Source organism: Paludifilum halophilum, assembly GCF_002245355.1.
Taxonomy (GTDB): domain Bacteria; phylum Bacillota; class Bacilli; order Thermoactinomycetales; family DSM-45169; genus Paludifilum; species Paludifilum halophilum.
In genome coordinates, this window is the sequence record NZ_NOWF01000003.1 from 330270 (window position 1) to 343319 (window position 13050).

Genomic DNA, 13050 nt, shown 5'->3' on the forward strand with positions numbered 1-13050 from the left:
CATATTATTTTGAATTGCAAATCGGACATAAAATAGGGATCCCCATTATTGGGAATCCCTATTGTTTCAATAAAATTGGTACCGAAGGTGGGACTCGAACCCACACCCCCGAAGGGACACGATTTTGAGTCGTGCGCGTCTGCCAATTCCGCCACTTCGGCCCGTAAACGTAATAGTTATGCGGTTTCCGCCTTCCGAGGGGTACGTCTTATCCACGTCACTTCGTACGATTCCTTTTTTCGGATAAATACCCCTGCGTAAAAATCGTCTCGTCAAGTCGTGCGCGAGTGGTATAGTGCGCGGCTGACGACAATTATTAATATAGCATGCCTTGCGTAAAAAGTCAACCCCAAATAACTGCTCCGTTTATCGTCGAAAATCGCCCTCCCTTCCCCTTTAAGGATACGCAAGACTTCATGAAGGGGGATTTTCTTATGTATAATCTCGTCGACATTCATGACCGGCTCGATAAGGAGCCCACCGTCGTCTCTGTCGGGGAAACTTACGCCGATAAGCACACCAACGAGTACCGTATCTTCGATATTGCGTGGAACCCGATGAAGAAGAACTCGGTTAACGTTATCTATATCCGAAACGGAATTAAGTTCGGGGTACCTGGTACGATGTTCGACCGCGCCATTAAGGACGGAGACCTTACGCTCATTCGGTGAAACTAATGCCGCCCCGTTACAGGGCGGCGCCTTTTTTGTATCCTTTTTTCTTCGATAAACAACTCGAACTACTTAAAGGAGGTTGTGATGCGAGAGAAAGTAGCAAAATACGTTATGAAGTGGAGAGGCGTGGTTCCCTCTGGCCGATATTGACGACATACTAGAAGTCGGCAAAAGGAACCGTAATAAACTGGTGGGGAACCTGGACGACGTCGAGTCTGGTCATAGTTTTAGTATGACCAGGTCCAAGGACGACACGGTCCAGTCTCGGGAAGTCCTGACCGTCTCCGGTCTCTGGATGAGGACGAAAAGGGTAATACGAATTGTAAGACCGGGCTGGAGAGCCTGATGAGATAAAAAGAAATAGGTTTACAAATGTAAAACATTATGGTATGCTTTGTCTATCGATAAACTAGACTAAAAATTTTCCGATTAATTGTACGAGGAGGGGATGAGCGGTGGTTTGGTTCTTCGTTGTAGGCGGGTTTCTCGTCTTTGCCGGGTCGCTTTCCATGTCGTTTCGTCATAGTTTGGAATTTTACTACGATATCGGACAGCGGGGAGTCTGGGCGATTATTCCTACCGCGACCATGGAGTTAGCACTTGTTATATTTGTCGTCGGCCTCATGTACTACCGTCGAAAAGCCGGGACGGCTCCCGCTCCCGTGGTTATAGGGACTATCGTCTGCGGACTGTTCATCGGGTACACGAATTTCCGCGCGGGACTGGCCTATGGACTCGAGGGCGTGGCCGGTTTCGTTATCTTCCCGCTCGTTGTTGTCCTGTTGGAAAACTCTACGGCTGGAATCGCGAAGAAAGAGCATACATCCAGCTCCAGCCTCCGGGAAAACGTCCAGAAATCCAGCTCCAGCTCGGGGGTCAACGAAGAAGAACTGGAGGCCGTCCCGAAATTTAGTTCCAGCGTCCAGAAATCTGCTGGAGGGTCCAGCTCCAGCGAATCCTCCAGCCCGTCCAGTTCCAGCTCGAGCTCCCGCTCCAGCGAAAAACTGGATGCCGTCCAGGAATCCGACGTCCATCTCCAGTTTTCTGGAGCCCTCAGCAAGCCGTCCAGCGCGTCCAGTTTTACGGCCAGTCCTGGAGCTGGGAGCTCCAACGATGTCCAGCCCGTCCAGGAAAAACTGGAGGCCGTCCAGTCCGAAATCCCCAGCCCGGCCAGCTCCGGCGCTGAGGATTCCAGCCAGGACCCCCGCGTCCAGGAACCGGCCGAAGGGTCCGGCCAGTCGCCCAGCCGTACCGATAAGGGTTCCAGCGAAACCATCACGTCCAGCCTCCAGCCGGCCCGGAAATCCATCTCCAGCGATTCCAGCGTCCAGAAATCCGAAACCTCCAGCTCCAGCCGTAAAACTGGAGGCTCCAGCCTGAAGGTTCTGGAGGGCGGAAAACTGGACCCCGAACTGGAGGAACTCGTCCAGGTAGCGCTGGAAATCATCCAGAAGGAAGGCAAGTGTGGACGGCCCCGCCTGCGTCGGGAAACTGGATGCGCGGAAGGTCCGGCGAAAAGAGCACTTAATATCATCAAGAAACAACAAGCGGTTTAACCCTCGTGCCTCCTACCGGGGGCGCTTTTTTTATGCGAAAAACTGTCGAAACCTCCGTCGGTTACCCCTTTAAGGATTTACGGGATAAAAGACGCGGAGGTAGATATATGAACAAGGAGCTTTACGTGGAAAAGTACAGGGGCAAGCGCTGGAGCCGGGAGCGGGTAGAGGACGCCCTGGCGGTTTATCTTCCGGGATGGAGTATTCGGGAGCCTGAGTGGGTGCCTGCGAATGGGGAAGACAAGGCTCCTCTTTGCTGTCCTGAGGGGCATAGCGTAGACAGGTTCGTACGTGACCTTGCTAAGGACTGCGGGTGCCGAGAATGTAAGGACGAACATGTCCGCCGCGAAATGGCCAATCGGTTTATAGCCGCGCTTGAGGCCGACGGGTATACCGCTTTGTTTGGCGTCGAGGACTACGTTAACAGCCACCAGAATCTCCCGACCGTCTGCCCCGCGGGAAATGAGTACGACACCACTTCCGCCTCCTTCGTCAACAACTGCCGCCGCTGTAAATGCTCCGGATGCTGGTCCGCTCGGGGACCGCGGAAGCGGACGAAATGGACTCCGGAGTCGATAACGGCGGCGCTGTTGGAGCGCGGGCTCGAAGCGCTGGAGGAGCCGAGAGGGGTAATGGGCCGTATCCGGATTAGTTGCCTCGCGCCGGGCTGTGGCTGGGAAGGCGTCCGGATGCCGCAGGAGTACCTCTACGGCCGTGGCTCCTGCCCGCGCTGTGCAGGGCGTGAAAAGGGCTCGACGGATTCCTATCGCGAGGAGCTCCGTAAAAAAGGCTGGGACTTGCCGGAGGGAGTGGGATATGTGATGAGTCAAACCCTGATTCCGCATATCTGCCCGGAAGGCCACGTTACCCTGAAGTCCCCGGACGCCTGGCGGCAGGGCCGCGGTTGTCGCGAATGCAAGAACGAGGGCCAGTCGAGGCGCACGCGCGGGGTTAATCTTGTAACCGGCGATAAGTTGACTGCGGAGGAACTGGCCGAGCTAGAGGAGTCCCGTAGGTCCTCCGAGTATCGCCGATGGCGGCGTAACGTCCTGGCCCGTGATAACGAGCGCTGTGTCCTGTGCGGTTCGACCCGCGAGCCCCAGGCGCACCACCTCTTTTCCTTCGCGAAATACCGCGACTACCGGTACGAGGAGGGAAACGGCGTGACCCTTTGCGCTCGTCATCACCTTAGCCGGTACGAGGGCTCCTTCCACGCGGTACACGGACAGGACGGGCGCTCGGTTCCCGGCCAGTTCCTCGAATACCTCGACAATTATATAGCGAATAACCCGGACGCCGATAAAGGGCGTCTTTTTTATGTTCGAAAAAAAGTCGAGCGGCTTATCGAGCGGGTCGAATGCGCGGAAATCCAAAAGGAGGCGGTTTAAGTGAATTTTATTGGGCTTGTTGGCGAGGCCGCGGTCGGAAAGGATACGGTAGCCCGTTACTTGAAGGAGTACTACAGATACCGACGTGTGGCCTACGGTGATGAAATGAAGTATTTCTACGGGCGCCAGAAGGGCATCCAGGGGAACCGCCGCCAGGTTATCAAAGTGGTGAACCTCGAGAAAAATCGCCAGGAGCTTATCGACTACGGCACCCACGCTTGGCGGGACATTAACCCGGATATCTGGGTCTATGCGTTAGACCAGCGGGTAAAACGCCTCGCTCGGTTTTATAAAGAGCTTGAGGAGCAGGTGCTCCTGGTCGCGACCGACGTTCGTTTCCAGAATGAACTCGACCTTATCCGCGATAAGTACCGGGGGACCATCGTAAAGGTAACCGCCCCACTCTCTGTCCGTATCACGCGCATGGAAGCCCGTGGAGACCGCTGGGACCCTTCTTTTATGGGGCACGAGTCGGAGCGGTTCGCGCGTGAAGTCGCGGCCGATTTCGTAATCGACAACGGCGGAGCCTTAGTGCACACCACTGCACAGATTGAAGAGGTATTGAACTCGATTAAATCCCGACCAAGGTTTCCGAACACGAAAAAGCCCCCGAAATAAATCGGGGGGCTTTAATCGTATACGGGCTCAAAGGACATCCAATTGCCTTCAGTTCCGGAATAAACATATTTACGGCTTTCATTCTGTTCGATTCGGAACCGGCTTAAGAAACCTCGAGCAGACGCGTAAGACCTGTCTTTCCCGAACGTTAGGGGTATCACGCCCTCCAAGTCGACGTCCTCGGGCTTAGCCAAGCCGATACGTTTCTTTTCCGGGTCGTATGCGATGTATAGCTTTACGGTTTTATCGACTGCGTCTAGCTCCTGCTGTAGAGCTTTATTAAGGTAAATTCGTCCCGCCTTGTCAATGGTGAGGGACATATGAGTGGAGGGCCGACCCTCCCTAGCGGAATAAGGCACGAAAGCCATTACGACATACTCCTCTCGCACGATAGATGTTGTTTCCATTATATCCAAACTCCACGAAAAATAACAAGGGGGATTCGATAAAATGGGGGAAAAAGCCGCCTGGGCGAGGAAAAAACGATTCGATAACCGTGTTCTATTCTGGGTCCGTCGCGGATATACGCTTAACCAGGTATCCCACATTCTAGGATGCAACGTAACCAAGGTTATCGCGTCTGTAAAACGACTTAAGGCGGACGGGAAGCTTAAATACGCGAAGAAATAATCGAGCTACTGTCGGAATTTAAGTTCATTCCCCCTTTAAGGATATGTAAGAAACTTAACGAATAACCTTACTCAAAAATACTACGATTCCGATGGGCGGAGCATGGTACCGAGTGGCTCCCTCGATTTATTATTATGCGGGACTCCGAAGACGACGAAAGGCTTAACGTGAAAACTGAAAATGAGGTCGACAGTTCAAAAGGTAATTACGCTCGCCAAACAGGCGGGCGTTTTATATGACTAAAAACCATTAGGGGGACTTTTTATGGACGAAAGGAATATGAAAATTTCGCTTGTTTTTAAGGTCCAGGAAGACGGACAGGAAGAGAACGAAGTAGTAACGATTTACGACATAGTGAGCGCGGAAGATAACGTCAACCTTAGCCATATCGCGGCCATGGCCGAGCAGTTGCTCCGCAGGGTTGCCAACGCTGTCGAAAAAGAAACGTATGAAGGTGATTAAACGGTCCACTATGGAAAGTGGACCGTTTTTGGTTTGGTCGGAAGTTCCCGAAAAGAGATTGCGGGGGTTACTAGCGAGTTTAAGGAGTTTATGGACGAAGAAGAAAACCAGGAGGAATGAGATATGGTTTTTAACTGGACCTGGAACAAGTTTGTTTTAGGAATAGGAAAGGTTGAAGGATGAGGGCTATTCGGCCTCGGCTTTCTAGAAATCAAGATTCCACCGGAGGACGAGTAATGCGAAGGAGACTTAAGCCGGGACTAGTCGTAACGGTCCCCGCTCGTGAGCCCCTCGAGGAATGGAGTGGACAACCCGGAGTAGTCATCGAGGTTAAACGAAAGGGACCGTTAAAAGGGAAAATCATCGTCCTGGTGGCGTCCGCGGTCGATGACCTGCGGGCGTCTCGTTTTGTATTTGAGCGGGAGGAGCTGACGAAGGGCGGCGAGGTTTCCGAATACGTTCAGAAACTCGCGGACCATTACCTCCGTATAGTCGAGGAATGGGAAGAAGGCCAAGCTGTAATTAAAGCCGGAGAAAAGGTAGTCGATGAGTTAACGGAGCAGATGGCACGGAAAGGCGTTAAGCTAGAAACCGTTTCGAAGACCTCGGACGTGTGGCTAGACTTCGGGACGTATCCTTGCACGGTCTATTACAACGCCTATATCTGGCAAGGAGAGGAAATCGCACGAGTCGTGAAAGGGGCCGGGCGATTTTTCTACGCCGACCACTTGATGCGCGTTTACAAAGAGCGTTTCGGAACGGTTAGCGACGACCTAGAGGAGGCGCTGGCCAGGTTCGACGGCTCTGCCGACTTTTTAAAACAGAAAAGAAAGATTAAGCCTCATCAATTCGTAAAAATACTTTAGTGGGAGGCTAAAGAATGAAACGAGCCCAATTCAAGTACCAAGGGTATTTATTCCGTATGAAAGAGACGAGTTATAACGAATTTATGTACGAGTTAACTATGTACGATGAGATTGAGACTAAGCTCCTCGGGCTTTTTACGTTTAAGCGAAAGGTAATACGGGAGCGCGGTGTTTTCGATGCTAACGAATGGGAGTACGACTTCGTCGCAATGGCTAACCAGCTTATCCATGATTACGCCGTGGCTAACCGCGCTGAGGTAAAGCGCAAGCACCTAGAAGCGCAGGGAACGGCCAGGTTTGAGGCTATTGTAGACATAGAGAGGAAAAAATAACAGGAGGAGTTAACAATGTCGAAGCGGATGGAATTTTTGCAAAGAATCGAAGCACGGGAGGCCTTCCTGCGGGCCAGGGTTACGCCCTGGAATCCCGATGACCCGGAGAGCTGGCCTACCGAAAAGGAATATTTCCGGGATATTGACGACGAATATAACAGCCTGGTAGCTGAACTCGAAAAAATACCGGAAGAATCAGACGAAGAGCACGACCAGACCTACCACTTTAACGACGGCGATACTCCCGCGGAGATGTTTTCGCGAGAGGTTACCTTGCTCGTCTCTCAGAATATCGAGTGTCCCGTGTTAAAGGGCGTAGCTATCGCAAACCTTACTAACGCCTATATCGTACAGACCGGCGAACAGCCGGAACCGGAGGAACTTGACGAGCTAGCTAACTGGTTCCTGTTCGGACCGGGTGGGCTGTCAATGAAGAAACGAAAACAACAGCGGTTAATCAAGGGGGCCTGAGCATGGGAAAAGGAGCAGACATCACCTCCGCCAATAAACGAAACGACGATGACTTCCCGTATGAAGCGGTCGGAGTCCTGCGGCTCCTTAAGGAAATCAACCGTTTAGATGCCCGCCTGGTCCCTGGAGCGGACTACGATACCGCGGTTATCCTCCAGGATTTACGGGACGCCCTGGATAGCCCGGTCCTAACGGCCAGACAGCGGCAGGTAGTGGCGCTCTACTTCTTTACGGATTCCACTATGGAGGAGGCCGCAGGCATATTGAGCATTACTAAGGGGGCGATTAAGCTATCGTTAAACACTTCGTTGGAGCGAATAGCCGCTCAAATGAAAGCCGAAGAGGACCTCAAGTTCAGAGGACGCGCGGTAAAGCCCTTCGATAGCCGCCGTCCTCTTTTCGTTTGGCTTAACGCGGTAGCGGCCGGGGAGGTACCCGCCTATGAAATCCCGGACGAGGCTAACGAGGACCTGCTCGCCTGGTATGCCGAAAACGGCGACGAGCTGGCCCAGGAGGTCCTCCGTCAACGCGTAGAGGGCCCGCCGGTAGTTGTGGAAGTTTACGAAAATCCTGAGGACGAGTACCCGTGCCTTAACCCACGACAGATGCAGTACCGAGAAAAAATGCAGGTACCGGTCGGAGACGTAAAACCTCAGTTCGACGTCGCCGGTAGCCGTATGGCGGCTCGTAGGGTAGCCGACAAAGAAAACGAACACGACTTCGGCAACGAATGGAGCATAGGGAAAAAGCAAATCTTTGTCATCCCGTAGTTTAACTTAACTTTTGCCCTACTTCTTGGGTATAGCATAGAATAAGGTTACAAATATTCCGATAAGTTACGGGGACCGGGGCGAGACGCTAAGCGCCACCTTTTACTTTTCTCCTGACTATCGAAAAAGGGGGCGAAAATAATACCGAAGACTTACAGCTTTCGCGAACAACTAGGATATGGACAGCAAGGCGAAGATAAACTCGATGATTACTTTTCGTCCCGCGGATTCGATGTTCACGAGGTATCTATGGCAGACCAAAAGCGCGGAATAGACCGTATCTTCGTCAACAAAGAAACCGGACAGGAACTCACAGTCGAATATAAAACCGACTCCCGGACACAACGGACGGGAAACTGTTTTATCGAGACCGTTTCCAACAACTCGACCGGAGCGCTCGGCTGGGCCCTGAAAGGTCGAGCTGATTTCGTAGTTTATTACGCTCTCGGATATGAGGAGGCTATCGTGGTCAAATCCTCCATATTCCGCGAGCATATCGCCGAATGGCTGTTTAAATACGAAGCCCGGCCGGTTAAAAACCGCGGATATCTTACTTTCGGACTCCTCGTCCCGTGGTACGTCGTAAAAGAGAAAGCGGATACGATTATTACGCTCGGATAATCGGGACTCATTCGTCCGTTTATCGGACGGTTCTCTTTGGGAGTATCGGTGTTGTCATTTGGAGGTCGCGACTCCCTCTCCGGTACTCCGAAAGAGGCCCGTATGCCTCAGAACCCGTCGCAAGACACTACCCGCCTGGTCCGCGGGTCGCGACAACCGACTACATCAATTAGCCGCGACTAGGGTAGCTCCCGAAAAGAGTATTCCCCCGCTCCTGTCGCGAGTCTTTTTCTTTTCTTTTTACGGGGAGATTGAGCGTAAGGGGATTACGCGAATATGGAATACGTACAGAGAAAGGCGTTACCAAACGATAAGGGTATTTTAATGGATTCGCCCGGATATGAGATTTATAACCGAGAACTTATACGGAAGGTATTTCCGCGGATAATAACGGAAGCCTATGACGTCGTTTATAAAGACATGAAACGAAAGCCAGAAATAAGAGATATCGTTTATTTTTACTTTCTGCTCCAGTCGTATATCGACGGTAACGAGACCAGAAAAGACGGCGCGAATAACGACCGGTTCGGGGCCTGCTTCCTTTCCTACGACGCAATTACGCGGGCAATGAGAATAGACCGTAACCGCATTAAGCTTCTCGCGGATATCCTGGAGACTAACGGAATTATCCGAGTAGTCGACCGCTGGGAAGGCACGAAGCGGTTTCGCTGGTACTTTCCGTCCTTTTGCCCGCGGATAACTGAGGACGGTTACCTAGTGGACGAAGATGGAGAAAAGATAGTACCGGACCTGGAGAAGTACAAAGCAAAGCGTCGGGGCCAAAAGAAAAGCCCGTAATATTAAGTCGTATGTCCTGAACATACTACCAGTAATATGTCCTGCACATATCATGGATAGTATGTCCTGGAACGTCAGTAAAGATAGCAATACGTAAAATAGCAATACGTAAAATAGCAACAAATACTTCCGCTTCGCTATCGCTCAGCCGTTTGATTTCACATACGTTCAAACAAACGTATTGGATGGATAATCTCCGCGAATTAAAAACTCGTAAGAGATATAGCGTAAGAGATAATCCGAACAGAGATAAACGTAAGAATCCAGGCCCGCCTTCCGCCGCCGACTCGCTGGCCCGTCCGTTTAAGTTTACGATTAATTATCCCAATATTAAGACGAGAGGAGGAAACGAAAGTGAAGGAGCTTAAGCCCGAGCATCATGTCGCGATTCACTACTTAAGCCAGCCGAAAAAAGGCGGTTTGACGATGGAAAAAATCGCGCAGGAGTGCGGAGTAACCCGCAAAACTGTTTACGAGTGGAAGAAGGACGACCTTTTTAACCGGGAATTGAAAAAGCAGATTATCCGAAATACTATCGACCGCCTGCCGGAAGTTAACGACGCTATGGCGAGCGCCGCTATCGAGGACCGGAACGCGGCCGCCGCTAAGCTGATTTACCAAATGAACGAGCTATTGTCCGATAGCCTGCACGTAGAGACCTCCGAGAAGAAAGACGAGGGCGCAGATATCGACCATTTGCGAGAGCTTGCGAAGAAATACGCGGACGAGGACGCGGAATAACCCTTTCGAGAAAGCCGTCCGTTTAACCCTTTCGTTTACCCCGTTCGAAAAACAAGGGGAGGCACCTTTTTTTTTATTAGGGGCGCCCCTATTTCGAAGGTTACTGGGGTCCTTTTTACGGGAGGGGCATATATACGCCCTCTTTTTTTACGGGGGTTATATACGGGCCTTTTTAGGGTACTGTTACGGGTCCATATAGGAGTTATATATTATAGTAGAAACTAGGTATAGGTAGGGTACAGTATTACACAACATACGCATATTTACCCGCTGAGTGCCTTTTATGGATGCCCTCCTTAGAAATTTTGGAACGCTCATTTTTCACGTTATTTTATTCATTGTTTTATTCATTGCTCGCGAATCAACCACGATTTAACAAGGCTTATACAATGCGGCTTACAGCGTGTATAAAAGTAGCGCGTAAAAGATGAACGTAAAGATAATTGATAAAGCCTTTCGTTAAGCCATTTTCGCGACTCAGGAAAGTTAACTAAATATGTATTCTGTTAACCGGAAATATGCACTCAATGAATAAAAATGAGGAAGGCCGGAGCGCGGCGCGGACCCCCCAGGGCGGGGGCCAAGAGGGCCGGGGCCTAGCGCGAAAAATATAGCCGCGTCAAAATTGAACTTTGAAGGTTACTAGCGTCACCTTACCACGGGTGGCGCTTTTATTATGCGCCGATAAGGGGGTATGAAGTTGCCCAGGCCTTTAACTCGCGAGGAAGTTGTCGAAAGGCTCCCGAAAGAGAAGCGGAGCCACTTTGTTAAGCGGCTAGAGGAAATCGAGTTCTCCCTGGTCCCTCAAGCCGCATAAGGGGGAATCGATAATGCTTTCCGAGTTCAACCCTCGCGAACTCATCCGCGGGTTTATTTGGTGCGCCGTCAAACACACGGGCACGCGAGTTTACGAAGTCTTTATCGACCGCGAAGAAGCCAGCGATGGATACCTGGTCGTAAAGGTCTCCGCGGGTATGCACTACCTCCCATCCATTACGCCGGGGCAGGCTATTGAAGAGGTCGAAAAGTTTATCGGCCATTATAAACTGGTCGAGGCGGAAATCGAACAGGAGGTTTCCCGCGGCGGCATTACGGTAACCTTCCGCTTCGAGCTGATTATCTGAAGGGGCCTACACGGTGGCTGACACGTACGCAAACTACGCGGAACTTTCCGCGAATGAGACCGAAGGCGTCGAGTTTAAAACTGAGGAGGAATACTAACGGAGTTTGCTTTGAGTGTACTAATATGGTTAATCGTTGGGGTATTTGCCGTTGTGGTTTTAGCTTTTTTGGCTACCACTATTGATAGCATAATACAACTTAGAAAAACCAGGAAGGTAATTAACAAGACCATCTCGTACTATGACCGTCGTGGGTAATCTCGAGTGTAAGTTCTATATGTTGGACGCGAAGAAAAGAAGGAGCTTTTTACGCTTTTGTTAATACTGTCCGTGACGCGCTGGCCGAGGTAGCCGTTCGGTAATTCTGAGGGACCAGTTAGGAGCGGTAAAAATGGGCGCAAAAGACTGGTTATTTATATTGATTCTTTTAGTTCCTCTTATTCTATTGCTTATAATGACTAAAGGCGAGCCCCTCCTGCTCGGAGTGGCGACTGGAGCGGCTATAGTATCCCCCATTTCTTTTATTAGCGGAATATTGTTTATCCAAGTTATGAAGTAAGGAGGATGGGCGAAAAGGCATGATTTACAACGGACAGACTTTCGCGAGTATCCAGGACGCATTAAACGCCGCGCGGGATAACGGCGGCGGCCTGGTGAAAGTGCCGGCGGGCCGGCATACGATTACAGAGTGCCTAGAGATTTTCCCGCGTACTACCCTCCGTCTGGCCCCGGATGCGATTATCATGCGCGGCGGCACTTTCGGAAACATGATTCGCCCCGGAATCCTGGGTGTTAACGGCTACGAGGGCGTCCACGACGTCGTCCTGGAGGGCGGCACCTGGGACTTTAACGGTACCGAGCACGAGAGCGCAGGTACCGCTATTACTTTCGCGCACGCTCGGCGGCTGGTTATTCGGGACCTGGCCGTCGTTAACGTTTACCGTAACCACTGTATCGAGATTAACTCGACCCATACGGCCCTCGTAGATAACTGCGTTTTCGACGGCCAGCTCGGGCCCACTCGACAGTCCGAAGCTATTCAAATTGACGGAGCGTACCGCGAATCGGTCTACCCGGCGGGCGGTAATTATGATATGACGACTTGTGCTAACGTAGTGGTCCGCGGTTGCCGGTTCGTCAACTGGTCGCGCGGCGTAGGCTCTCATACCTACGAGCCCGGTTATCGGCACAAAAATATCCGAATTATCGGAAATCATTTCGAGGGTATGTACGACGACGGAATCCGGGCTTACGGGTACGAAAACCTGGTCGTTATCGGAAATACCTTCGCGGGCTGTAAAGACGGTGCTACCGTCGAATATACTTCCGGCGGAGCCATCCAAGGGAATACGGTTACTGACAGCGAGCGGAACGGTATTAACCTCTATAACTACGTCGAAGGTATCGCGGTTCAGGGTAACGTCGTCTCCCGGAGCGCGAGCCAGGGTATTAGCCTCTATAATGCGGCCCATGCGAACACGATTACCAGTAATAACGTCTTTCATAACGGAAATTACGGTATCGTGATTAACGGCTCTAACAATAACGCCGTTGTTGGTAACCTCCTCCGGAACAATGGGAGCAATAACGAACACCCCGGAATCGGTCTCGTAAACGACGCTTATAACAATCTCGTCGAATCAAACCGTATCTGGGGTTACGGAGATGATGTATCGGACTCGAGCGGAAAGAAGAATAAAGTAAGCGGTAATTATTGACGAAGTCTTTAACGGAGTCTTTAACGAATACCCCTTAACGACGTTCCCTCACGGCCGGGACTACGTGCCCGGTTGATACATAACCTTGGACGCTCCCTTCGGAGCGCGCCTAACCCATACCCCATAACACCCTCTCAGCTCGATTCTACGGGGGTGCCACGGCGTTTTAAACCCTTCCGAGGGTAATTGTACTCGGTAGTTATTTCGTAAGTAAATTCGGCCGTATTTCCGGCCTGTTTTTCGAAAAGAAAAAGCCCCGACAGGGGCGTATTTTTGTCGCGCGA

Annotated in this window: 15 protein-coding genes and 1 tRNA gene; 14 read left to right on the forward strand and 2 right to left on the reverse strand. The window is 51.3% G+C overall.

The genetic code is table 11. From position 1 onward, the window contains the following. Positions 1-76: 76 nt before the first annotated feature. A tRNA-Leu gene (locus CHM34_RS06755) sits at positions 77-161 on the reverse strand. A gap of 273 nt (positions 162-434) precedes the next feature. Between CHM34_RS06755 and CHM34_RS06760 the strand changes: the two genes are divergently transcribed. From CHM34_RS06760 to CHM34_RS06775, 4 genes are all read left to right on the forward strand, one after another. Then, on the forward strand, positions 435-671 hold the full coding sequence (locus tag CHM34_RS06760; protein ID WP_094263823.1) for a hypothetical protein: 237 nt from the start codon (positions 435-437) through the stop codon (positions 669-671). 458 nt (positions 672-1129) lie between these two features. Then, positions 1130-2230, forward strand: a complete 1101-nt coding sequence (locus CHM34_RS06765) for a hypothetical protein (RefSeq protein WP_094263824.1) — start codon at positions 1130-1132, stop codon at positions 2228-2230. Positions 2231-2337: 107 nt separating this feature from the next. Further along, the gene (locus tag CHM34_RS06770; protein WP_094263825.1) at positions 2338-3618 is read left to right on the forward strand and encodes an HNH endonuclease; all 1281 of its coding nucleotides are present in this window, start codon (positions 2338-2340) and stop codon (positions 3616-3618) included. Continuing rightward, positions 3619-4236, forward strand: coding sequence for a hypothetical protein (locus CHM34_RS06775; RefSeq protein ID WP_094263826.1), 618 nt, complete (start codon positions 3619-3621; stop codon positions 4234-4236). Between the two features lie 11 nt (positions 4237-4247). Here the strand turns inward: CHM34_RS06775 and CHM34_RS06780 are convergent, their stop codons facing one another. Continuing rightward, positions 4248-4604, reverse strand: coding sequence for a hypothetical protein (locus CHM34_RS06780; protein ID WP_094263827.1), 357 nt, complete (start codon positions 4602-4604; stop codon positions 4248-4250). 526 nt (positions 4605-5130) lie between these two features. Between CHM34_RS06780 and CHM34_RS06790 the strand changes: the two genes are divergently transcribed. The 10 genes from CHM34_RS06790 to CHM34_RS06835 all read left to right on the forward strand — a co-directional run bounded on the left by CHM34_RS06790 (position 5131) and on the right by CHM34_RS06835 (position 12766). Beyond that, positions 5131-5328: a hypothetical protein gene (locus tag CHM34_RS06790; RefSeq protein ID WP_094263829.1), complete on the forward strand. Its 198-nt coding sequence runs from the start codon at positions 5131-5133 to the stop codon at positions 5326-5328. A 236-nt stretch (positions 5329-5564) separates the two neighbouring features. Next, positions 5565-6194 carry a hypothetical protein gene (locus CHM34_RS06795; RefSeq protein WP_094263830.1) on the forward strand — a complete coding sequence of 210 codons (630 nt, stop codon included), beginning with the start codon at positions 5565-5567 and terminating at the stop codon, positions 6192-6194. A gap of 14 nt (positions 6195-6208) precedes the next feature. After that, on the forward strand, positions 6209-6526 hold the full coding sequence (locus CHM34_RS06800; RefSeq protein ID WP_094263831.1) for a hypothetical protein: 318 nt from the start codon (positions 6209-6211) through the stop codon (positions 6524-6526). A 15-nt stretch (positions 6527-6541) separates the two neighbouring features. Beyond that, a complete protein-coding gene (locus tag CHM34_RS06805) occupies positions 6542-6997 on the forward strand; it encodes a hypothetical protein (protein ID WP_094263832.1) in 456 nt (151 codons plus the stop codon). 2 nt (positions 6998-6999) lie between these two features. Next, positions 7000-7767: an RNA polymerase sigma factor gene (locus CHM34_RS06810; protein WP_094263833.1), complete on the forward strand. Its 768-nt coding sequence runs from the start codon at positions 7000-7002 to the stop codon at positions 7765-7767. A gap of 249 nt (positions 7768-8016) precedes the next feature. Next, positions 8017-8388, forward strand: a complete 372-nt coding sequence (locus CHM34_RS06815; RefSeq protein ID WP_094263834.1) for a hypothetical protein — start codon at positions 8017-8019, stop codon at positions 8386-8388. A gap of 276 nt (positions 8389-8664) precedes the next feature. Then, a complete protein-coding gene (locus CHM34_RS06820; RefSeq protein WP_094263835.1) occupies positions 8665-9186 on the forward strand; it encodes a hypothetical protein in 522 nt (173 codons plus the stop codon). A gap of 354 nt (positions 9187-9540) precedes the next feature. Then, positions 9541-9927: a phBC6A51 family helix-turn-helix protein gene (locus CHM34_RS06825; protein ID WP_169713631.1), complete on the forward strand. Its 387-nt coding sequence runs from the start codon at positions 9541-9543 to the stop codon at positions 9925-9927. 830 nt (positions 9928-10757) lie between these two features. Then, entirely contained in the window at positions 10758-11051 is a 294-nt protein-coding gene (locus tag CHM34_RS06830) for a hypothetical protein (protein WP_094263837.1), read from the forward strand. A gap of 575 nt (positions 11052-11626) precedes the next feature. Then, complete coding sequence (locus CHM34_RS06835) at positions 11627-12766, forward strand: right-handed parallel beta-helix repeat-containing protein (protein ID WP_094263838.1); 1140 nt, start codon at positions 11627-11629, stop codon at positions 12764-12766. Positions 12767-13050: the final 284 nt, after the last annotated feature.

Excerpts from the sequence above, each read along its gene's own strand:
- CHM34_RS06790 (WP_094263829.1), top strand. The coding sequence starts at position 5,131 with ATGGACGAAAGGAATATGAAAATTTCGCTTGTTTTTAAGGTCCAGGAA.
- CHM34_RS06770 (WP_094263825.1), top strand. The coding sequence starts at position 2,338 with ATGAACAAGGAGCTTTACGTGGAAAAGTACAGGGGCAAGCGCTGGAGC.
- CHM34_RS06835 (WP_094263838.1), top strand. The coding sequence starts at position 11,627 with ATGATTTACAACGGACAGACTTTCGCGAGTATCCAGGACGCATTAAAC.
- CHM34_RS06780 (WP_094263827.1), bottom strand. The coding sequence starts at position 4,604 with ATGGCTTTCGTGCCTTATTCCGCTAGGGAGGGTCGGCCCTCCACTCAT.
- CHM34_RS06760 (WP_094263823.1), top strand. The coding sequence starts at position 435 with ATGTATAATCTCGTCGACATTCATGACCGGCTCGATAAGGAGCCCACC.
- CHM34_RS06810 (WP_094263833.1), top strand. The coding sequence starts at position 7,000 with ATGGGAAAAGGAGCAGACATCACCTCCGCCAATAAACGAAACGACGAT.
- CHM34_RS06805 (WP_094263832.1), top strand. The coding sequence starts at position 6,542 with ATGTCGAAGCGGATGGAATTTTTGCAAAGAATCGAAGCACGGGAGGCC.
- CHM34_RS06820 (WP_094263835.1), top strand. The coding sequence starts at position 8,665 with ATGGAATACGTACAGAGAAAGGCGTTACCAAACGATAAGGGTATTTTA.
- CHM34_RS06815 (WP_094263834.1), top strand. The coding sequence starts at position 8,017 with ATGGCAGACCAAAAGCGCGGAATAGACCGTATCTTCGTCAACAAAGAA.
- CHM34_RS06795 (WP_094263830.1), top strand. The coding sequence starts at position 5,565 with ATGCGAAGGAGACTTAAGCCGGGACTAGTCGTAACGGTCCCCGCTCGT.
- CHM34_RS06800 (WP_094263831.1), top strand. The coding sequence starts at position 6,209 with ATGAAACGAGCCCAATTCAAGTACCAAGGGTATTTATTCCGTATGAAA.
- CHM34_RS06830 (WP_094263837.1), top strand. The coding sequence starts at position 10,758 with ATGCTTTCCGAGTTCAACCCTCGCGAACTCATCCGCGGGTTTATTTGG.